We start from the raw sequence: 21,984 nt of genomic DNA on the forward strand, positions 1-21,984 counted from the left end.
AGCGGTGATGAAGGATACAAACGCTGTGATTTGCATTAGACCGATTTTCTAAGTCACCTGAGCGGTGATGAAGCGAAAGTCCTATTATAGCTCCAAAATATAGCATTTCTAAGTCACCTGAGCGGTGATGAAGTAAAAAACCTTTAAACCATCCACGTTGGCTTATTTCTAAGTCACCTGAGCGGTGATGAAGTTTCCTTTTGGCAATAAAAAGCCACCAATTAATTTCTAAGTCACCTGAGCGGTGATGAAGATGGTACGGGTTTAAAAACTTACCATCTCTTATTTCTAAGTCACCTGAGCGGTGATGAAGTTACAGCAAAAAGACTAGTGCTAGCTCGATGCCTTTCTAAGTCACCTGAGCGGTGATGAAGACCTCAGCGTTTTGCATGTTCTGAGGCGCTACATTTCTAAGTCACCTGAGCGGTGATGAAGCACCTACCTAACATTCCTTGCCATGCTCTATATTTCTAAGTCACCTGAGCGGTGATGAAGCTGACAACACAGGCAAAACCGCATCTTTTAACTTTCTAAGTCACCTGAGCGGTGATGAAGAGAGGTTATATGTGGCTCTACGGCAAAGATAATTTCTAAGTCACCTGAGCGGTGATGAAGTATCGTCATCTATCGCACCGCCACCATTTGTATTTCTAAGTCACCTGAGCGGTGATGAAGTTTGAGTAGTTATATCTTTAGTAGTGGGTTTATTTCTAAGTCACCTGAGCGGTGATGAAGGTGAATGAAGCTGAGATAGATGCTTACTACCATTTCTAAGTCACCTGAGCGGTGATGAAGGATTATTTATTAATTCCGGTATTTCAGAAAATTTTCTAAGTCACCTGAGCGGTGATGAAGCGGTCTAACAGCAACAACAACGTTGGCTGCCGTTTCTAAGTCACCTGAGCGGTGATGAAGGCTTAACAGGCTCACCAGGCAATAACTATGCATTTCTAAGTCACCTGAGCGGTGATGAAGTCAATCATAGCACAGGCATATCATGCGCTGGATTTCTAAGTCACCTGAGCGGTGATGAAGAGCTTAGGTGTTAGCAATGCAGAAGATAGCCATTTCTAAGTCACCTGAGCGGTGATGAAGGCAAGGCGGCTGTAACTAAAGGCTCGTTTGCATTTCTAAGTCACCTGAGCGGTGATGAAGTATTGAGAAGATGCTAACAGCTTACGGTCAATTTTCTAAGTCACCTGAGCGGTGATGAAGAAATACCACAATCACCAATAGTCACAGCAGACTTTCTAAGTCACCTGAGCGGTGATGAAGTAAAGCATTATTCACAGCCCAACAACTTAGAATTTCTAAGTCACCTGAGCGGTGATGAAGGATAATATAAAAATCAGCCTTCATCGGGTCGTTTTCTAAGTCACCTGAGCGGTGATGAAGGTGTTAAGCTCTGGCAATGACTCTATGGTAACTTTCTAAGTCACCTGAGCGGTGATGAAGGTGCGTGGAACGTATCACAGATTAACGAAATGTTTCTAAGTCACCTGAGCGGTGATGAAGTTTCACGCTCTACGATATAAGAGCCTTCTATTTTTCTAAGTCACCTGAGCGGTGATGAAGAAGACAAGGAAAGCGCCCTAGCATATACAAACTTTCTAAGTCACCTGAGCGGTGATGAAGGTTTAGGCGTTACCAATGCGCTAGATAGTTATTTTCTAAGTCACCTGAGCGGTGATGAAGGCTTAGCTTTGGCGACTTCCGTGTTCGTTAATTTTCTAAGTCACCTGAGCGGTGATGAAGAGCACTCAACCATAAAGTCGGTGGCCGTGGTTTTTCTAAGTCACCTGAGCGGTGATGAAGTAAAAAAGCCCTGACGATCCGGACAGATAGCATTTCTAAGTCACCTGAGCGGTGATGAAGTTATGAGGGTTGATACAATAGAACACTTTCAATTTCTAAGTCACCTGAGCGGTGATGAAGCAGGAAAGGCAACTATCTCTAGTTGGGTTAGTTTTCTAAGTCACCTGAGCGGTGATGAAGCAATTGCTAACGCAGCGATTTGACATGATGCATTTCTAAGTCACCTGAGCGGTGATGAAGGCTCTATTAAGTAGCGGCTTTACATGGTAATTTTTCTAAGTCACCTGAGCGGTGATGAAGACTGAGACGATTAACGAGATTATGAACTACATTTTCTAAGTCACCTGAGCGGTGATGAAGTTGACTTCTTAAACGCCTCATCTTCTGTTGACTTTCTAAGTCACCTGAGCGGTGATGAAGATCAGCCGCCTCACTATGACCGCCCGTCTTATTTTCTAAGTCACCTGAGCGGTGATGAAGAACAAATGGTGCGCTAAAGAAAATGGCGACATTTTCTAAGTCACCTGAGCGGTGATGAAGTAATATAAACATGAGCGACTTGGGAGCTGACTTTTCTAAGTCACCTGAGCGGTGATGAAGTCGACCCCTCCCTGTTCGCCAATATCGTTAAATTTCTAAGTCACCTGAGCGGTGATGAAGGCTATTAGCCAGCCGATAGGCCCCGTTAACAATTTCTAAGTCACCTGAGCGGTGATGAAGCACGTTTGACAGTATGGTGGAGTCCGTAACCTTTTCTAAGTCACCTGAGCGGTGATGAAGGTCCTGGGCGTCCTGGCGCTTATCGCTGTTGTTTTCTAAGTCACCTGAGCGGTGATGAAGGTGTATGTGGTCTCCTCTATCATTTCGCGTAATTTCTAAGTCACCTGAGCGGTGATGAAGTTTAAGGCGGTGGCGGACGCCGCCATAGGAATTTTCTAAGTCACCTGAGCGGTGATGAAGCCTACCACTTGCCAGCGCTGTACTCCCCTATTTTTCTAAGTCACCTGAGCGGTGATGAAGAGGAATTATACCTCTAAAAAACCAGTTATGACAAGGCTTGGAGGACAAAATACCCTATTTTACCCTCTGTTTTTTGCCTTATCATAACTGTATGATAAATAAGCGAATTTTTAAATAATCTAAAAAAAGGGTTTTTACTCCTAGTTTTTGGGTAATTCGTCATTACCATGAAAGCAAGTTACCAATGCGGCACGGTAACCTGACCTATTTTATTATTCATACCATAAACATTGAACGTGCCTTTACAAGCGCTGGCAGTTACTTCTTGAAAAATTGCCAGTTTATAAGGTTGTTGATTGGTCTCACTTTTTAAGTTGATATGAGGATAGGGCTTATTATCCTGTTTATGCGCAGCACAGTGTACAAGCGCATTTTCAAGGCTGATGTCTTTGTGTTTAGCAAATTCTTCAGCTTGCTTGAGCGGATTTTTTGGACGATAACGGCTGACCACCAGATGACTTTTTGCTTTATCACCGACCTCACTAATACTTTTAATATGCACATAATCAGTTAGTCTTGATAGCCAACTGTTGAGACTTAATGTTTCTAAATCCTTTTGGCTGAGTGCAAATACTCGTAGCTTAAGCCCAAGCTTGGATGATTTACCCTTGTCATCATAATGATAGTCAGGAAAGCTGACACCGATTGACTCGATGCCATGCTTGTTTTTGACCTCAGCTAAGCTGATATGCAACTGCGTAAACAGCTTACTCCAGATAAAGTAGGGTGCAATATCAGGATCGGGAATAATGGTGATTTCTTGGTAATGCGTCAATTGACTCATGAATTACTCCTTACCGCTGGCACCGAACACACCGCCACGAATAAGCACGCCCATCACATAGTGTTGCTGGCTGGCGTCTGGGGCTTCACCTTTGAGTACCCAGTTATCAAATAGGCTATAAAAGTCCATTTTGTCTTTAGGCTGGCGGAATGCTGTACCCATAGTCGTCACTGCGCCATACGGTTCGATGGCAATAGGGAACTCGGCATTAGGATACCAATCATCAATAGTGCGAATGGCGTTGCTGACTTTTTGCGAGTGCATGCCAGCCTTACCGTTGACTTCATACAGAATTTTACTTTTGGTCTTACCAGTATCGAGCACCAGCTCTTGTGAAGGATAGACTTCTTGACCGTAGCCCATAATGGCAAAGGATTTTACGTATAAAATAACAAAAGCGTTACCTGTCAGTCCACGTTCAATGATGCTGGCAAGTTTATTAACATCATTGCTTGGTTCATTAAAGTTATGCAATGAGATCGATTTAGCGTCAAAGCTCAACTGCTGTTGCTTACCATCGGTATCGCAGCTGACCTCAACTTTAATGCTTTGAGCGCCGACGCGATTGCGCCATAACCAACGCGCATTAGCAATGTTAGTTGCATAACGACGCGCTAATTCGCTAACACCTTCGCCATCAAGATAACTTTTCACTGTTGCTACCAATGCTTGCTGATAATCTTGGTCATTACAGACATTAGGCTTACCGGTAAATGGCAATACCTTACCGCTCCACGTCACGACCAATGTATCATTACTCTCGTCTAACGAAGCTGAATCCACGGTTTGTAGATTGGCCTTTTGAATTTCAGCGTCAAGCTTTGTAGGGTCGTTGGCGATAGCATTTTTTTGACGGTTGCTAATCGTACCGCGCACAGACTTTTCTTTGATGATAACAGGCGTTACTTTTGTATTGACATCTTGGCTGTTCGTTTGTGCAAAAAAGCCATCTGAAATATCAAGATTACGCTCAAAAGCGAGGACGGATGCGGTTTTTAGGGCTAATTTTGACATGTGATTCTCCGTGATTATTAAAATAGTTGTAAAAATGCTTTACTGTGCTTCATAATAAATGAAATTAAAAATCTTGGTTCTGAGTAACCAAATACAATGATTGTTCAGCGTCGTAGTGATAGCGCCAAAATGCATTAGCAATATCATTATCACCACCGACACTATTCAAGCGCTGTGGATAGACCCATTTGCCAAGGGTATAGACTGCCTCGACATATTGACTGGGATATTCAGGATTGCGCACGTTTTGCATTACGCCAGCGTCATAACATTCTGAGATACCTTGATAACCGACTGGCATGGGGACCAGCCAACCGTGACCTGTTTTACGTGACATAGTCAGCCATTTGCTATCGCCGTTTTTTTGCGTCTCAGGAATATGATGCAAGGCACAGACATCGATAAGCGCGTCTAATGGCGTGGCATCAGGATTGTCCTGTTGTACCTTACCGATAATTTCGTCAAAGTCATCTTGCGCGTCCATCAAGATAAAGGCGGGTAGTAACTGCGGTATCACATCGCCAATATCATTTTTACCAAAAAATTGTACTGGCTCAAACCGCGCCATACTTTGCACGCTACCGCCTGCCATACGCTGCTGCTGTAGCCATTGTTTGGTTTTTTGCATAGCGTGCGCTTGCTGCTTATTAGTTAATGATTCTTCGCTTAATACCTCAACAATAAAGGTCATGACCAATCGGCATTTGCCTTCTTCAATGATAGAAGCAGTTTTGCCATCTTTTTTAATAGGGTTACGCGTTTGGTTAAACGTATAATTATTATAAGTATTGGCGCGATACATTTGTGGTTGGCAGTCGTGGCAAGCAAGTAACACGCCGCCTAATGACACCCCTGACAATTGCTCATCGTCCGCCATCTTACGTGACATTGCATGAAAACTGCCCAAAAACCCAGTAATAGCAGGGAAGCCATAAGTTAAAGGGCTGGAGATGGTATTTGCGCCCTCAATCACGACTTTTTTAAACATTAAATAGCCAACTACTCCAATGGCTACGTCATCATCAATGCGGCTCATAAAAATACCCCTTTGCCTGCGCGCTCGTAACGTTTTTTCATATCCTCAATCTCACGCTCCCATTCAAGGTGCTCTGCGTCACCAAAGTCGCGTGCTAGCGCTTTGAATTCAGCTTGCAGAAGTGTGTTTAACCAGCGAGCAAAACGGTGCATGATTTGACCATGCCATGAATCATTGCTTTCACGTTCGGCTTTGAAGTCTTCTTCGCCTGTCATATCAGCACGTTTTGGATCCAACCAAAGCTTTTCACAACGGTCAAGGTCATAGTCTTTTGACCAACCAGCGGGCAATGTGGTGCGGATGTTTTCTGCGTTGGCAAATACTTGGTATAGCACCTCATCAATGGCACGTTTGCGTGCATCTCTGATATCAACGATGTTGCGGCTGTTTTTAACGGATTTAAAGATACTGTCCAGTGCCTCACGCACGTTATATTCCATACCTGTGCTAAAAATGCTGGTGGCGAATTTTGACAAGTGGTAAGCATAATCACGTTTGATGATGGGTGGCATTGAGGGGAGAAGGTAGTTGCGTCCGCCTTGCTTACTCATCAGTAAGCTGACGTTTTGCGGTTTAGTGCCGCCAAGCTGAATAGTTGCTAATTGATTTAGACTCACATAAGGGCGCTGTTCTGCAGTCTTTTTAAAGCGATTGTCGCGCGCCGCTTTATTTTCATCAGAAAATTTAAGATGATTGATTCGCTGATAAACCTCATGAGTGAGAACAGAAGGGTAGAGTGGAATGACATTAATATAATCAAGTTGTTCTCTATCTACGCCTTGATAAGCATTAGTTACCCATAATGTTTGTTTATTACGTTCATGAGTGACAGGCTCAGTAATGATATTCTGTAAGGCCGTTTTAAATGTTTGATGATAAGTATCTGACGTTTCTTTATGACTGGTTAATGAGGCAATAAAGTCGGCATTGTCAGTCAGAATAAGGTCACGAATTTTGATGGTCTCGTTCACTTCGAAATCAAAAAAAGCAGCAAGAGGTAGGGCAGCAGCATTACCGTTAGCATCAATATATCTGCTAACTATGGAGTGAGTACCAACAAGGGTATTTGGCAAATAATTTTCAGCATCAAAACTAACGTTATCGCCTTTAGCATCAGGATGTATGCCTTTTGAGATATGTGTCCCAAAATTCAATTGTTTTGCCATACGTGTGGCAGCATCAGGGATAAAGCTTGTGATGCTGTATTTTTCTTGAGCAACGGCCAGTTTTTCATTTAAGCTATCAATCAATACTGAATCATTACTCTCTATCGCTTTGACCAGCTGCTTTTGCTCAGTTTCTGTTTTTTTATCATATTGGCTGGCAAGAAATGCTTTAATTGCACCGCTTGCTAACTCTGGGGGTATATCCATCACGACTTACTCCTTTTTTAGAACGCACAAAAGTAAATAACTAGAAGCATTAAAACACGAAATTATAAATAAGTAAACCATGATATAATCATTACTAAAAATATTAACTATTGATGAAAAATTTGTTATAATCCATTTAATCATCGCAAAGGTGACTTAGAAAATGATTTAATCGTTATTAAATTTCTCCACCGCACAGGTGGTTTGGCTACAATAAAAAGACACGGTTCACACCGTGCTTTTTTATGCCTGCTATTTACTGAGGGATTACTCACGTACAAAGCCAAAAAACTCATTGAACTTCCAGCCCCTACTGTTATTAGTTTTAATGCTATCAAGGGACACTGACGAATAAGTGATAGCAAGCGAGCGTAAGCTTTTATCAGGCTCTGCGACTTCTAATTTATTTAATTCAGCGTTTAGCGAGGTGCTAAGCCAAGGCTTTATTCGCGCGCTAGTGAACTCAAAAACCAACGGTTGAAGAACCTTGTTCTGCGCGCTTGATTTGGCGAGTCCTTTTTCGAATATATCTTCAGCATAATAAGCGTCAAAGCCTTGGGTAGGTATATCCATATCTTCATCATCGCTGACTATGCGGGGAATGATTAGCCAGTCATCTTGTGGTATGCCTGCACGGAATGGGCTGATTTGCTGTAGATGGGTATGGGTGCGGTTGGCAGTGGCTTTACTATCCCAATAAGCATTGACGTAGTTGAGCTTAGGATTGTTTAATAAATGCCGCATTACTTGGTGCTCAAGATCGCTGAGAGTATTAATTTTTTTGCTAGGTGTCTTCTTAGACGCTTTGTTAAATGGGTCACTATGAGAAGTAACTATGCGCGGTCTAGCGTCCACATTTGCCAATTGTTCTGTCGTCATCAACTCATTCAAATCGTAACTAGCTGGCTTAAACAAAGTGGTCTCAAACCCAGGGTGAGTAAAGACAGGTTGACTGCCATTGTTTTTAAAATAGCGAATATTATGTTGTAGCAGTAGCATATTGGGCGTGGTTGCAACTTTGTCCGGACGATGCCGCCAAATACGTCCAGCCAGCTGAATGATTGAGCGCATAGAGGATGGTTCAACGATTGCCCAATCGTAATCATGGTCGCGTCCAACTTCAGCAACTGGAGTAGCCAGCACCATAAAAATATGATTTTTAGCAGGATTGTTTGCTAGCGCTTGCTTTATTTCAGGATGATCAAAAATAGCCACTTTACTGTCACTACGGTCTAAAATCCGATCAAGTTTGTTTTCTAACGCATTTCGCAGTAACAAAAGCTGCTTGGCGTGATAACAGACCACATGCAATATCGTGTCGTTAGGTACAGTGATGTTGTCGGCTTTGAATAATTGCATAGCGATGGCGTTGATATTATTGATATTGGCAACCCGAATCAGTCCAATGCTGATTTTTATTGTTTTATAACCTTTCGTTTTGTCAACTGCTGCTGTATCAGTCTTTGGCTGAACGTTATGACTGTTATAATGGTCACTATGCAAGCGTAGAGCACCATCAACCAAGGTTTGCGCCAATGGTTTGTAAAAATCTGCTTCTTTGTCTTTGCTATAATGGGTCGAGAATGGCAATATTTCTGCTTTTCGTCTAACGGGCTGTTTTGATAAATAGCTGGCGCGTTTCTCACAAAAGTGTTGATGGGTTTTAGTAAAATTAGCAATAGTGCTGCACTGCTCAGACATGATGGCTTTTGGTTGCTCATCGAACCAAGCACAGACGACGTTAGGCGTAGACTTGTTTTGACTGTGATTAAACAGTTTGCGCCCCTCCATATATGCCTCAAACAATCCTGTTACTAAGTCAGGCGTCAAGGTCGCAGACGAGAGCAGCACGCGCGTACCAAACAGTCCGGCAAGGTGCATCAGACGGGTGAGGGCAGGCAAGTCCGCTTGGTCAAAGTCATCTGGTTCATCGAGTATTAAGTCACTACTAAGTAGCCGTAGCATCGGCGCAATATATTTACCCCCGCGTTTGCATTCGCTTGCTTGAATAATATGATCAACAGTACAAGTCACAATCGGTGCAAATACTAAATCGCGAGCTTTGGGACTAGCAATGACCGTGCCTAGATTTAAATCATCATAGTCCTGATAATCGATATCACTATCAATCATCTCGTCTAGTAATTCCTCGCTGGACTCACTGCCAAAGGTATCATTATCGTTTTCCGGTTCATCATCTTTCCTGTATTCACTGAGAATGTCAGCACTTTCTTGATTGTCATTAGTAGCCATTTCGAACAGCTTTCTATTGGCAGTACCCCCGACTAATATCGCTAATTGATCGCCTTCCAGCTTCAAATTCTTACGAAAGCTCAGTCCTGTTTGCAAGGTTAAGATACGCAAGCCTAAGGCAATGGTGAAGCGTGCGCCTTTTTTGGGATCAGCTAGAGCATACATAATCCGCGCATTGCCAATAGTCTTACCTGCGCCCGTCGATGCCATATTGACACCAAAGAAACCATGCTCACGCGTTGTTTCTTGCAAACCATAGGTCATTTTAAAGGCCGTATTTTGCCACTTAAAACGTTCAATACCAGTAGGCTTGACGAGTGGATCATGATTGCGCAGTGCAGGCATCTCGCTAGCTATAATAGGCAGTGCACGGCAGAACTGGGCAGTGAATGCACCAACTCCTAATAAATGCTCCTCTAATGATTGTTTGACTGTCGGTTTGCTCGCTGTTCTATCGGTATTTGCAGCTAACTTTTTAAACTGACTATTCACCTTGATACAACGTGAGTCTTCTTCTTTAAGACTAGAGTAATTATGGTCACCAACCATCAAGCAAAGCCGTGATAAATGCAGTAAAAAAGGGTCGCTTATGGCATGATTGGTCGCCACAGCATTCTGGCTTAGCTCCATCAATGCCGGATCATTCAATACCTTTGTAGCCCAGCGCTTAATATTTTTCTGCCAAATAGAACTATTAATCACTAATTCGTCAAATTGCCAAAAGTCTTTTAATTGAGATTTGGTCATTTCATCTATTGATTTAGGATTTCTCACCCAATAATCAATCGGCGTAAGTTCTGAGTAAAATTGATTCAAGTCTTTTTTTATATCTGCTGTGTTATTAGGTAGTTGTGAGCGCTGAATGGTTTTAGATGGATAAAAAACTTTGTTAACAGGTGGTAGGCGATGATGAGTGACAATCAGCCAAGCAACCCATTGGGCAAGGGGCGGCATCTTATGCAGATGAATTGCATCGAGTTTAGAGGTGGATAATAACTTTTCTATATCATTATTTTTTAGCCAGGTGTCAATCGTTATAAAACGCTCTAGAAACTCATCATCCTTGGTGCAGTCTGTAATGATGAGTTCAAATAATTTAAGTGATATCCATTCATGACGATAGGGATCGCCAAGTTTACTACCTACAAGGAGTTTTTTCTGAAAGCCAATGCTGGATTTACCAATGTCATGAAGTAGGGCGGCGATAGTAGCGATAATTTGAATACTACTGGCGTAACTCCATTCATTCTCCCATTCACTATGCAAAATATTTCTTTTCGTACGGTTCACCGGCACCACACCGATCTCATTAAATTTACGCTTATTGCCCACTATCCATACCAACTCAGTCAATTGGCGTGACTTATTGCGATGACAGCTAACGGCAGTAGATTTGGTCGCCGACTTTCGTAGTAGTTGCTTTACAGTCTTTAGACCTTCCTCAGTGATGGCCGTTTGCCAGACATTATTGCCAATACGATTGGCAAAGCTGTCTAAAATACGACGTGTGCGATTGATCGACTTTTTTTCGCATTGCGAGACCAAGGTGACAATCATTTATACCTCCCAATCTTTGATCATAGCAAGTGTTTTTATCACTTCAAACTGATAGTCTAATGCCTTGTGTTTAGTGAACATATTCAGGCACTCTTGCCGGAACTGTTGCTCACTGACATTTTCAGCCGCGCAAATAAAGGCTAGTGGTAGTACTAGTGCATCCTTGATGATATCAGCAATATCGAATACCAAAGCGCCGCGACGGGTCTTACCATGCATCACCGCAAAACCATGCGGAATACCCAATGTCCAAGCTGTCGTTGCGCCAAGTCCATAAGCCAGGTAGTTGCCATGATTGAGGAAGCCATTGGCCTTATCAATGCCCTCATGCTCGCGGGTAAAGCCATCGTAGCCGGTATTCTTTGCAGCCAGTTTATACAGCTGTTTAGTTAACCGCGCCTCCAACTGCATTAGATGCATGACTTCTTGCTGCTGATTGATCTGACGAATATTATCAGTCAGCAGCGCTTGTACTGTGTCTATACTGCTATCAAAGCCCCAGCGTTTTAGATCACTGTCTTTACCCCAAACTGTTTGTAGATAGGCTAGGCGAGCGTGTTGTAAGTGTTTAGCCGCTGTTAAGCGTTTGTCATCATCCCACCACCAGCTCATCCAGCCTTGAATATATTCAGTGGGGCGATACTCGCTTTGTGGGGTCATCCATTCAATAAAGATCTCACGCTCCGCACCCATAAATAGTGGTGTGCCACCACCACCGCAAAATCCGACCAATACTCCCGCTTGTGATAATAGCCGCATCGCTGCTTGGGTAATGGAAGTACCTGTACCCAACAATATCGATGTGGTATTGGCGATAGGAATGTTATAGAACAGATTGGCTTTGTCGTCTTCGGTAAGATATAACACGCGACCGTCTTTTTGCATGACGCGACAATGGGAAAGATAGTAGATGTTGGCACGTTTAGAATGCAGGATTGTTTTAAGGTCTGTGCTGTCGAATGCATTCGTAGTGTAAGGGTTAGTCGATTTAGCCATGATTAATCCTTAAGACAAACTACAAAGTATGCACTTAATAACTTACTACAAGGGGTTTAATTTATATTATTTTTATTCAATCATGATTTATTCAAAATAGAGTAAATGATTGTTTGTAGAATAGGGCCTGTTGAACATACATAATCTCAGCCAGATATAAGCGCCAGCTAGCGCCACCGTATTCTCATAACTTTGTTTAAGTTTATCGTATCTGGTGGCCACTGCTCTGAACCATTTTAAGTGTGCAAACGCATTTTCAACTAAATGGCGTATCTTATACAAGTCCCAGTCCATATGATGGTTATCAGATTTTGTATTCTTCTTTCTAGGAATATTATCGAAGCTCCCTGCTTGTTTAATGTGCTCTCTTAGCGTGTCAGAGTCGTAGCCTTTATCGGCACATAAAATATCGGTATTGCTTAAATCTATCTTATCAACTAAATCTGGCGCGACTTTAACATCGTGAGTGGTGCCATCTGATAATATAAAGCTGATCGGGTTACCATGAGCATCGACTGCTAAGTGAATCTTGGAAGCACGACCTGCCACACTTTTACTGATGGCTTGATCCGCTTCATTAACGCCACTGAGGTGCAAAAGTCTGTGGTTTCCGTGAGAATCAGAAAATAGCAGCCAGCCTTGCATAAAGTCGGGAGAACGCTGGCAGATATAGAAACGTACTCCATAAATCACTTCACCAAATCTCAGCAGCTAGGAGAAATAGAAAAGTATTTAGACCCTGTACGCCTCGGTCGACGGTTGCAATTCGAGGGTTGCAATTTTGTGTGCCTTTACACAAAGTGATGTCGACCGCCCTGCTGTACATAATGTTGCCTAGGATATGGCATTATTTTTAGAAGCGCTTTACATAGGCGGCGTAGATAGTGTTAGTATAAGGAAAACGGATTAGTATACTGCCCGTTTTTTTTAGTTTTTGATGCTTAAACAACTGAACGATAAGCTAAGTGACAATAACTTAAGTCACTGAGTTATTATCTAGCAGTAGGGCTAACTAGCCTAGTGTCGCGAGCTGTCGCTCAAAGTAGTTCACAGCAGTGAGCACCGAGCTGCTTAAAGAACAATGACGGCTTAGTTTGAGCATTCACTCAAGTTTAGATATCATTTTAAGCTGATATAAAACATACTACTATTCTAACTTTACTATTATAAGGTTGTTAAATTATGACTAAATCATTCCAAGCCGAACCATTTGCCTTGAGCTTTGATCCAGAAACTACCGCGCTTGTCGTCATTGATATGCAGCGAGATTTTGTTGAGCCAGGTGGCTTTGGCGAAGCGTTAGGTAACGATGTATCACTAGTACGCACTGCTATTGAACCTTGTGCCAAACTATTAAAAACCGCACGTGATATCGGGCTTATGGTTATCCATACTCGTGAAGGTCATCGTCCTGATCTAAGCGATTGCCCACCTGCCAAGCTTAATCGTGGCGGCAAAGCTTTTATTGGTGAAACAGGTCCAAAAGGCCGCATTCTTATTCGTGGTGAAGCTGGCCACGATACCATTCCAGAATTGTACCCTGTTGCTGGCGAGCCTGTTATCGACAAACCAGGTAAAGGTGCTTTTTATCAAACAGATTTGGAATTGATTCTACAAAATCGTAATATCAAGACCTTAATTGTTTGCGGTGTGACGACTGAAGTTTGCGTTAACACGACCGTTCGTGAAGCTAACGACCGTGGTTACGAGTGTATTATTCCTGAAGATTGCGTGGCTTCTTATTTCCCAGAGTTTCAAAAATCTACGCTTGAGATGATTAAAGCTCAAGGCGGTATTTTTGGTTGGGTATCTGATTCTGACAAGATTCTAGCAGCGCTTAAATAAACTATCAAAATCATGCTGGCACTGACTAAGGGATACCTTTGCCCAACGATGTCGTTTAATGGCAAAGTACACAGCGTTTTTCGGCGTTCGATGAACGTCACAACAGATCTTGTTGAAACGCCTTGGGTATCCCTTCTCGATAGCACATTACCAGCGACACCTACGGCTTATCAGTGCTATTTTGAGTCGCTAGGAGATTTGATAACTAGAGTTAAGGTGGGTGATGAGGTCTTTATGCGTGGTGGTATTATCCGTATAAAGTCCTCTATCATGCTAGCCGTTAACACCCTTACTGCGAGAGAATGGCAACAAGCGCCACCAGTGTCAGTACTTGATTGGGAAAAAGTTAAAAACAACCTTATTATCACTGAAAAAATATTAAGTGAACATCTATCAAAAAAAGAGCAGGTAGAGATAAGCTCTGTTGATAACTACATAGCCTATTTAGGTCTAACACTACCGAATTGTATTGAGCATTCCTCAAAAGAATTAGTTAAAAACATAGGTTTTGGTAAAGGACTCACTCCATCAGGGGATGATTTTTTAATCGGAGCTATGGCTGTATTATCAAGCTTAATGGGCATCAACCCAAAAGCTAAAATCATTTATCAGAATATGCAATCAGCAATACGGTTAAATATGGATAAGACTAATGACATTAGTGCTCATTATCTAGGCTTAGCATTATCTCGCCATTTTTCTTACCCCGTGCAATGGCTGGTATATTATTTATTGACCCAAGAAGAAGTCTCAGTTATCAACACAGCCGTTGTGACCAACCTTAGTATTGGTGCCAGTTCTGGCGCTGATACCATTGCTGGGATGCTGTATTTCCTAAATGAGCTGTATGGCCTAAATTAGAAATATTACATTGAAGAATATTGAATTAAAAATTCCTAAATCAATAACTACTGAATTAAAAACATATATTAACAGGTACTTTCATGATCATTAAATATAAAAAATTTGAAAATCTATATCAAGATTCTGTATCCCTAATGCAAGTCTCAGCACGCCTTAACAAAATCGATGGCGTCGATGAAGCTTCTGTTGCGATGGGTACTGAAGCTAATATTGCGCGTATGACTGACGCCGGTTTTGGCACCGATATCGTCGCCAAGCCTAATGATCTCGTGGTTGCTGTCAGAGGCGAAGAAGCGGCATGTAACGAAGCCATTGACGTTGCTTACGAGGCATTAACTGCAAAACCAGATGCGGGTGATGACGGTCAACAATTCTCACAACCCTTGACTAGCTTTGCCCTTGGGGTGGATCAACATCCTGACGCCAACTTAGCGCTAATATCTGTGCCGGGAGAATATGCAACGGCAGAAGCTATGAAAGCGTTGAATCTTGGGTTAAATGTGATGATGTTCAGCGACAATGTATCCGTTGCAGATGAACGTGCAATCAAAGATTTGGCGCAACAAAAAGAGCTTATGGTAATGGGTCCTGATTGTGGTACTGCTATTATCAATGGTATTCCTTTAGGGTTTGCTAACGTCGTTCGTCGCGGTGCAATCGGGGTGGTAGCGGCATCAGGCACTGGACTACAAGAAGCCACTTGCCGTGTTCATCAATTAGGTGAGGGTATATCACAAGCCTTAGGCACAGGTGGTCATGATCTGCATCAAGACGTTGGCGGCATCTCTATGCTGCAGGGTCTACGCGCGCTTGCTGATGATGCAGAGACGAAAGTCATTGTACTAATCTCAAAGCCACCAGCCAAAGCTATTGCAGAGCGAATTTTAGAAGCCGCTTCAAAGGTAAGCAAACCAGTTGTGGTGCATTTCCTTGGCGCTACAGACAGTAATACAGCACTCAATAATATACAGTTTGCTCATTCATTGGCTCATTCGGCCGAAGTGGCTGTTGCTGTGTTAAATGACCAAGCAATTCCTGCTGTGCAAACTGAACCAAAAGATAATTCTGTATTAGCGGGACTGGCCACTTCTTTAGCGCCAACTCAGCGCTATATTCGAGGCGTATTTGCTGGCGGAACTTTTTGTTTTGAAGCGCAAATTATTGCCGACCAATATGGCTTAAAAGCTTACTCCAACACACCCATTGCAGGCAATAGCCTACTTGATGATGTGTGGAGCAGCCAGCAGCATACTATCGTAGATTTAGGCGATGACGATTTTACCCAAGGTAAACCGCATCCAATGATTGACCCCACTTTGCGTAACGAAAGAATTTTACAAGATGCTCAAGATCCTGATACCGCCGTTATTTTATTTGATGTGGTCTTAGGTTATGGTGCATCAGAGACGCCAGTAGCTGATCTGCTTGATATTATTGCGCAAGTTCGCCGTGATTCTGCAACTCAACCGGTATTTATCGCTCATGTATGTGGTACAGATTTAGACCCACAATCGTGCGACTTGATTCGTGCCTCGTTGACGACAGCAGAGGTGTTAATTGCCGATAGCAATGCCGATGCTGCACACCTTGCTGCTCAATTTGTTTCTCAACTTAGCTAAATTAGGACATTCCAATGAAAGAGCTCTTTAATCAGAAATTAATCGTCCTCAACGCAGGCCTAGCAAGTTTTGCGTCTAATATTGAACGTGCCGGCGGTGAAGCTATCGCTATGAATTGGCAACCACCAGCAGGCGGGGATCGCACAGGCGGCCTTGCCCTAGCTGGATTACTCAATCAAGCAGATATTGAATTGGCAAACCAAACTGCCATGGAGCGCTACTTAACAGCACAGCCAATGTTAGTAGACGTCATGCTCGCAGGCGAAGCAATTCCTACCCTTGCTACCAAAAAACTAATCCTACATGCAGGTCCTCCTATTGCCTGGGAAGATATGTGTGGTCCGGTTCAAGGCGCTATCTTAGGTGCTATTTTATTTGAAAAATGGGCTGAAGATATTGAGCAAGCTGAAGCACTCGTACACACCGGCGACGTTTTATTCGAGCCTTGCCATCATTATGATGCTGTAGGCCCAATGGCCGGTATTATCAGTCGCTCAATGCCATTATGGGTCATCGAAAACCCTAACAGTGATAATGAGCGAGTTTACAGTAACTTCAATGAAGGGCTGGGTAAAGTATTGCGCTTTGGTGCCAATAACCCAGTGGTCATTGAACGTTTAGAGTGGATGGGCACTGAGCTTGCAGAAGCGATGAAAGCCATGCTAGTACAATCAGGTCCGATAGAATTAAAGCCTATTATGGCTCAAGCTTTGCACATGGGCGATGAGGTACATAATCGTAACGCCGCTGCAACGGGTCTATTATTGAAGCAGCTTTTGCCAGCTTTACTTAAGACTTCATTGCCAAAAGAGCAAGTACAAAGAGTCCTGGAATTTATTACCGCTAATGATCATTTCTTCCTAAACTTATCAATGGCGGCATGTAAAAGCATGCTCAAAGCGGCCGAAAACATCACCAATAGTACAATGGTGACCGTCATGGCTCGTAATGGCGTCAATTTCGGTATTCGTCTCTCAGGTACTGGTGACACTTGGTTTGAAGCGCCAGCCAATCCAGTTGATGGTCTGTTCTTCCCAGGTTATGGCATTGAAGATGCCGCAGCCGATTTGGGTGACAGCGCTATCACTGAAACTGCTGGCGTGGGCGGCTTTGCTATGGCCTCGTCACCAGCAATTGTAAAATTCGTTGGTGGAACGCCAATTGATGCCACCAATAATAGCCGCTCCATGCAGGCCATCACTTTAGGTGGCAATCCAGCCTTTACTTTACCTGCGCTTAATTTTGCACCAACAGCCGCTGGTATTGACGCACGCAAGGTTGTCGATCACTCAGTGCTACCGATTATCAACACAGGTATCGCTCATAAACAAGCGGGTGTGGGCCAAATCGGAGCTGGTATCACAACGGCACCCATGCAATGCTTTGTTGATGCTTTAGAAGCCTTTGCCACTCAACGCAATCACTAAAAAATACAGTTACTAAAAAATACAGCTACTAAAAAATACAGTTACTAAAAAATATAATCAATAGGAATCAATATGACTAAAAAACCTTTAGCGGTTGTCGCTTTTGGCGGCAATGCACTGATTGAAAATGACGACCACAACTCAATCAATGATCAGTATAAAACAGTCACTAATAACGTCAGTTACCTAATCGATCTAATTGAACGCGGTTTTGACTTGGTCTTGACTCATGGAAACGGCCCACAAGTTGGTTTTATCTTGTACCGCTCAGAGCTGGCCGCTTATAAAGTCAATCCCGTCCCGATTGATTACGCCGTTGGTGATACCCAAGGTGCGATCGGCTATATGTTTCAAAAGGCCTTAAATAATGAGATGCGCCGCCGCGGTATGACCCGTCCAGTGGTGACCTTAGTGACACAAACCCTAGTTGATATCAACGATCCTGCCTTTGAAAATCCAAGTAAGCCTATTGGATCTTTTATGGATAAAGAGACGGCGGAAAAATGTGCCAGCGAGCTTGGCTGGCACATTATGGAGGACTCAGGTCGCGGCTGGCGTCGTTGCATAGCCAGTCCAAGTCCAAAAGAGATTATTGAATCTGGCAGCATTAAAACCTTACTTGATAGTGGCACGCTAGTGATTGCAGCTGGTGGTGGTGGTATTCCAGTTGAGCGCAATGCTAGCGGTGACTTGGTAGGGGTTGAAGCGGTCATCGATAAAGATGTGGCCACAGCCATGCTAGCAAAAGAATTACAAGCTGACTTGTTGATCATTCCGACTGGTGTTGAAAAGGTCGCTATTAACTTTGGTACCGCAGAGCAGGAGTGGTTAGACGAGCTCAGCCCAGCCAAGGCCAAAAAATTAAGCGAAGAAGGTCAATTCGGTGAAGGTTCAATGAAACCTAAAGTCGATGCTTTGTTGATGTTCTTAGAAGGCAATCCTAAAGGGGCAGGCCTGATCACCAAACCTGGCACTGTTATCAAGGCTATTGATGGTGAAACCGGTACTTGGATCCGCAATAACTAATTATTTAAGTTCAGTATTTATTTAAATCCGGTATGACCGGAGCAACGTTTATTTATGGAGTAAATTTTATGTCCAACACAGCCCTTTTAGCAGTAAACGGCACCTTGATGCGCGATCTTGAGCTCAACCCAAATTTATTGAATGTGGGTGCCACATTCATTCGCGAAGACAAAACAGATAAGCATTATCGTCTATGGACCATCAATGATGCTCATCCTGCTATGATTCGCACACTTGAAGAGAACAACAGTGTTGATCTTGAAATATGGGAATTACCAATGGCAGCCTTTGCCTCAGTATTGAGCAATGAGCCTGCAGGGCTTACTATTGGTAAAGTTAAACTGGCCGATGGCACAGAATTGCTTGGTGTCTTAGGTGAGTCATGGCTCGTTGAAGGGCAACGTGAAATCACTGAAACTGGCGGCTGGCGCAACTATACCAAGTTATAAATCATTAACGCATAAATCGAGATGTAAAAGAATGTCCGTATAAAATTTTTTATACGGACATTCTTGGAAACTCTTTAACCGCATTCAGTTTCGAATTTAAGGCGTGATAATATGAGTAGCAGAAACAATACGGAACAATCTGATACCGCCTCCGGTGTTCAAATAGCAATAATCCTTTTGGGTATTTTGGTTACCCCACTTTTGCTAGCATCATCGAACCTTGGTAGCCAGCTGACATTAGGGTCAGCAGCGCTGGTCATTGCTGTCGGTAGTTTAATTCTAACCGTTCTTGCTGTAATCAACATTATTATTGGTGAAAAAGCGCGCTTACCTACTTATGGTATTGTAAAATACTCATTCGGTAGTAAAGGAGCTAATGCCATCAATGTCATTATGGCCATTAGTCTATTTGGTTGGATAGCTGTGACCGCCAATATGTTTGGCAATAGTCTACAAAATCTTTTAATAACTCAGTTCCAGCTTGATTTGCCTTTTCCACTCATCGTAGCCTTCGGCTGTGTTATTTTTGTGGCCTCTACTGCTTTTGGTTTTGAAGCTTTGGGCAAGGTGTCGAAATTTGCAGTGCCCATTATCGTGCTACTGATGCTAGTGATTTTATATATGTCACTAACATCTTCTGTGGCTGTGGTAGAAAAGGTCAGTACTTTAAGCTTTGGTGCCGCGGTCTCTTCAGTGGTAGGTACTATCATAGTATTGGTTGCCACCTCTCCTGACTTTGGTAGCTTCGTGCGTAACCGTAAACATGCCATAATGGCTGCCGTTTTGACTTTTGGTGTGGCTTATCCTGTGCTATTTTTAATAGGGGCAATACCGGGTTCAATTACTTCTGAGGACTCGTTATTATCAGCCATGGCGATTATCGGCACGACGTTACCGGCTGCTATTTTGCTAGTATTTGCTTGTATTACCGGCAATGCGGGTAATATGTTCCAAGGTACATTAGTGCTATCAACCTTATTCACTAAGTTTCCCAAATGGCAAATTACCGTTACTCTAGGTATCTTAGCAGTCATAGTGGGTAGTATGGATATCTTGACGTGGTTCATCCCGTTCTTACTATTTCTTGGGATTGCAACGCCGCCCATAGCCGGTATTTACATTGCTGACTTCTTTATCAACCGCCAAGATGGTTATGATGAGGCGAGCCTGGAAAAAGATCCTGCAATCAAACCGTTAACTTTCGTGGCTTGGGTTGTGGGCTCATTTATTGGCTTTTGTACTGTAAATGGCTGGTTTACTTTATCTGGTATCCCATCACTAGATTCTCTTCTGATTGCCTCTATAGGCTATTTTATCTTCACTAAGATGGGTAGTAAAACTTCTCAGAAGACAAATAGTAATGCCTAAGTTTTCAAGTTCGATCTTACAAGTTCATTTGTAATTAAGTCTAAACTTATTAAAAGTTAAAAAAATGCCCCATCTTATTAGATGGGGCATTTTTTTAACACCTCGGCGCAGAATTCCCCTACTTCTAAAGTAGTGGGATGAATGCGTATTTTTGGGTTACTATTTGGTGTGTTTGTTATAATAATTAATAATTATACCGCCAATGACAAACAACTTCTATATGAGCAAACAAATCCTTAAAGCCCATAAAATCAGACTGTACCCGACAGAGGATCAACAAATATTCTTTGCTAAGTCATTCGGCTGCGCTCGTTTTATATGGAATAGAATGCTTGCTGATAAAATAAAACATTATGACTGTCATAAAGAAAGCTTAAAAAACACACCCGCTCAGTATAAAAAAGAGTTTGAATGGTTGAAAGAAGTGGATAGCTTGGCATTGGCCAATGTGCAAATCAACCTACAAAGAGCCTTCCAAAGCTTCTTCAAATCACCTACTTTCGGCTTCCCAAACTTCAAACACAAAGGTAAAAAAGACAGTTATACCACCAACAATCAAAAAGGCACGATTGCGGTTGGCTTGAACCGTATTAAGTTGCCAAAAATCGGTCATATCAAAGCGACCATTGAGAGAAAAATTACAGGGCTGGTTAAAAGTGCCACCATTACCAAGACCGCGACTGGTAAATACTTTGTCAGTATTTTGGTTGAAACGGTAGCCGTCGATCTACCTAAAACCCAGTCAAACACCGGTATTGATTTAGGATTAATAGACTTCATCGTCCTATCAGACGGGTCAAAAGTTGCTAATCCTAAATTTCTATCAAAATTGCAAAATAAACTGGCGCGAGAACAAAAAATATTGGCCAAACGCAGATTGGTTGCTAAAACTCAGCAGCGCAAGCTGTCTGAGAGCAGCAACTATCAAAAGCAGAAAACAAAAGTCGCTAAAGTTTATGAAAAAATAACCAATACACGCAAAGACTTCCTACACAAACTCTCGTTCAATCTCATTAAAAACCACGATGTTATTGCAATTGAGGATTTAAACGTCAAGGGCATGGTTAAAAACCACAAACTTGCCAAAGCCATATTGGACAGCTCATGGTCTACTTTTACCACCATGCTTGCGTATAAAGCAGACTGGTATGGCAAAGAGCTTGTCAAAATAGATAGGTGGTATCCGTCCTCTAAAACCTGCTCAGGGTGCGGTCACTTACTGACTAAAGCTGAGCTGCCACTATCGGTAAGATCATGGGATTGTCCGAGCTGCTTGCAAAAAAATAATCGAGATATCAATGCCAGCCTTAATATCTTAAACGAGGGATTAAGACTGGTAACACTCAAAACTGTCGGTGCGACAGGGTTAGCTTAGTGAATTTGCCTAACCTCTGATACAGAATATCGTATCAAGTATGGGTATTACCTAAGAAACCGCCACCTCTATAGGTGGTCGGTAGTTCATGTTAGTTGTTTGTTTCCATACGCTTAAACTGCCAAATATCAATGAGGTTGTTACCACTATAGTCAATGAAAAG

Annotated in this window: 14 protein-coding genes, 1 pseudogene and 1 CRISPR repeat array (1 of these 16 running past the window's edge); of the genes and pseudogenes, 8 read left to right on the forward strand and 7 right to left on the reverse strand. The window is 42.7% G+C overall.

Going from position 1 to position 21,984, the window contains the following annotated elements:
- A CRISPR array of direct repeats spans positions 1–2,835; the repeat unit is 28 nt; unit sequence TTTCTAAGTCACCTGAGCGGTGATGAAG; it begins 2,056 nt to the left of the window's first position.
- Between the two features lie 178 nt (positions 2,836–3,013).
- The 7 genes and pseudogenes from cas6f to H4W00_RS07675 all read right to left on the reverse strand — a co-directional run.
- Complete coding sequence (gene cas6f, locus H4W00_RS07645) at positions 3,014–3,619, reverse strand: type I-F CRISPR-associated endoribonuclease Cas6/Csy4 (RefSeq protein WP_209956962.1); 606 nt, start codon at positions 3,617–3,619, stop codon at positions 3,014–3,016.
- A 3-nt stretch (positions 3,620–3,622) separates the two neighbouring features.
- Positions 3,623–4,633, reverse strand: a complete 1,011-nt coding sequence (gene csy3, locus H4W00_RS07650; protein WP_209956963.1) for a type I-F CRISPR-associated protein Csy3 — start codon at positions 4,631–4,633, stop codon at positions 3,623–3,625.
- Between the two features lie 64 nt (positions 4,634–4,697).
- A complete protein-coding gene (gene csy2 / locus H4W00_RS07655) occupies positions 4,698–5,669 on the reverse strand; it encodes a type I-F CRISPR-associated protein Csy2 (RefSeq protein WP_334684912.1) in 972 nt (323 codons plus the stop codon).
- The gene (gene csy1 / locus H4W00_RS07660) at positions 5,666–7,042 is read right to left on the reverse strand and encodes a type I-F CRISPR-associated protein Csy1 (RefSeq protein ID WP_209956964.1); all 1,377 of its coding nucleotides are present in this window, start codon (positions 7,040–7,042) and stop codon (positions 5,666–5,668) included. Before csy1 ends, csy2 begins: the two co-directional genes overlap by 4 nt.
- A 267-nt stretch (positions 7,043–7,309) precedes the next feature.
- Positions 7,310–10,852 carry a type I-F CRISPR-associated helicase Cas3f gene (gene cas3f / locus H4W00_RS07665; RefSeq protein WP_209956965.1) on the reverse strand — a complete coding sequence of 1,181 codons (3,543 nt, stop codon included), beginning with the start codon at positions 10,850–10,852 and terminating at the stop codon, positions 7,310–7,312.
- Entirely contained in the window at positions 10,853–11,848 is a 996-nt protein-coding gene (gene cas1f / locus H4W00_RS07670; RefSeq protein WP_209956966.1) for a type I-F CRISPR-associated endonuclease Cas1f, read from the reverse strand.
- Positions 11,849–11,935: 87 nt separating this feature from the next.
- Positions 11,936–12,460, reverse strand: a pseudogene (locus tag H4W00_RS07675) (IS5 family transposase); the annotation flags it as partial.
- A gap of 570 nt (positions 12,461–13,030) precedes the next feature.
- Here H4W00_RS07675 and H4W00_RS07680 point away from each other — a divergent pair.
- The 8 genes from H4W00_RS07680 (at position 13,031) to tnpB (ending at position 21,821) form a co-directional block, all read left to right on the forward strand.
- The gene (locus tag H4W00_RS07680) at positions 13,031–13,693 is read left to right on the forward strand and encodes a cysteine hydrolase family protein (RefSeq protein WP_209956967.1); all 663 of its coding nucleotides are present in this window, start codon (positions 13,031–13,033) and stop codon (positions 13,691–13,693) included.
- 48 nt (positions 13,694–13,741) lie between these two features.
- Positions 13,742–14,554: a DUF2877 domain-containing protein gene (locus tag H4W00_RS07685; protein WP_209956968.1), complete on the forward strand. Its 813-nt coding sequence runs from the start codon at positions 13,742–13,744 to the stop codon at positions 14,552–14,554.
- Positions 14,555–14,637: 83 nt separating this feature from the next.
- On the forward strand, positions 14,638–16,176 hold the full coding sequence (gene fdrA / locus H4W00_RS07690) for an acyl-CoA synthetase FdrA (protein ID WP_209956969.1): 1,539 nt from the start codon (positions 14,638–14,640) through the stop codon (positions 16,174–16,176).
- 14 nt (positions 16,177–16,190) lie between these two features.
- On the forward strand, positions 16,191–17,603 hold the full coding sequence (locus H4W00_RS07695; RefSeq protein ID WP_209956970.1) for a DUF1116 domain-containing protein: 1,413 nt from the start codon (positions 16,191–16,193) through the stop codon (positions 17,601–17,603).
- A gap of 72 nt (positions 17,604–17,675) precedes the next feature.
- Complete coding sequence (locus H4W00_RS07700) at positions 17,676–18,629, forward strand: carbamate kinase (RefSeq protein WP_209956971.1); 954 nt, start codon at positions 17,676–17,678, stop codon at positions 18,627–18,629.
- 68 nt (positions 18,630–18,697) lie between these two features.
- Positions 18,698–19,078, forward strand: a complete 381-nt coding sequence (locus tag H4W00_RS07705) for an allophanate hydrolase-related protein (protein ID WP_209956972.1) — start codon at positions 18,698–18,700, stop codon at positions 19,076–19,078.
- 111 nt (positions 19,079–19,189) lie between these two features.
- Positions 19,190–20,446: a cytosine permease gene (locus H4W00_RS07710; RefSeq protein ID WP_209956973.1), complete on the forward strand. Its 1,257-nt coding sequence runs from the start codon at positions 19,190–19,192 to the stop codon at positions 20,444–20,446.
- Between the two features lie 220 nt (positions 20,447–20,666).
- Positions 20,667–21,821, forward strand: a complete 1,155-nt coding sequence (gene tnpB, locus H4W00_RS07715; protein WP_209956974.1) for an IS200/IS605 family element RNA-guided endonuclease TnpB — start codon at positions 20,667–20,669, stop codon at positions 21,819–21,821.
- The last annotated feature ends 163 nt before the right edge of the window (positions 21,822–21,984 follow it).

Source organism: Psychrobacter sp. PL19, assembly GCF_017875835.1.
Lineage (GTDB): Bacteria > Pseudomonadota > Gammaproteobacteria > Pseudomonadales > Moraxellaceae > Psychrobacter.

Coding starts and splice junctions, on each gene's coding strand:
- H4W00_RS07710 (WP_209956973.1), top strand. CDS start 19,190: ATGAGTAGCAGAAACAATACGGAACAATCTGATACCGCCTCCGGTGTT.
- fdrA (WP_209956969.1), top strand. CDS start 14,638: ATGATCATTAAATATAAAAAATTTGAAAATCTATATCAAGATTCTGTA.
- cas6f (WP_209956962.1), bottom strand. CDS start 3,619: ATGAGTCAATTGACGCATTACCAAGAAATCACCATTATTCCCGATCCT.
- csy1 (WP_209956964.1), bottom strand. CDS start 7,042: ATGGATATACCCCCAGAGTTAGCAAGCGGTGCAATTAAAGCATTTCTT.
- H4W00_RS07685 (WP_209956968.1), top strand. CDS start 13,742: ATGTCGTTTAATGGCAAAGTACACAGCGTTTTTCGGCGTTCGATGAAC.
- csy2 (WP_334684912.1), bottom strand. CDS start 5,669: ATGAGCCGCATTGATGATGACGTAGCCATTGGAGTAGTTGGCTATTTA.
- H4W00_RS07680 (WP_209956967.1), top strand. CDS start 13,031: ATGACTAAATCATTCCAAGCCGAACCATTTGCCTTGAGCTTTGATCCA.
- H4W00_RS07695 (WP_209956970.1), top strand. CDS start 16,191: ATGAAAGAGCTCTTTAATCAGAAATTAATCGTCCTCAACGCAGGCCTA.
- tnpB (WP_209956974.1), top strand. CDS start 20,667: ATGAGCAAACAAATCCTTAAAGCCCATAAAATCAGACTGTACCCGACA.
- csy3 (WP_209956963.1), bottom strand. CDS start 4,633: ATGTCAAAATTAGCCCTAAAAACCGCATCCGTCCTCGCTTTTGAGCGT.
- cas1f (WP_209956966.1), bottom strand. CDS start 11,848: ATGGCTAAATCGACTAACCCTTACACTACGAATGCATTCGACAGCACA.
- H4W00_RS07700 (WP_209956971.1), top strand. CDS start 17,676: ATGACTAAAAAACCTTTAGCGGTTGTCGCTTTTGGCGGCAATGCACTG.
- cas3f (WP_209956965.1), bottom strand. CDS start 10,852: ATGATTGTCACCTTGGTCTCGCAATGCGAAAAAAAGTCGATCAATCGC.
- H4W00_RS07705 (WP_209956972.1), top strand. CDS start 18,698: ATGTCCAACACAGCCCTTTTAGCAGTAAACGGCACCTTGATGCGCGAT.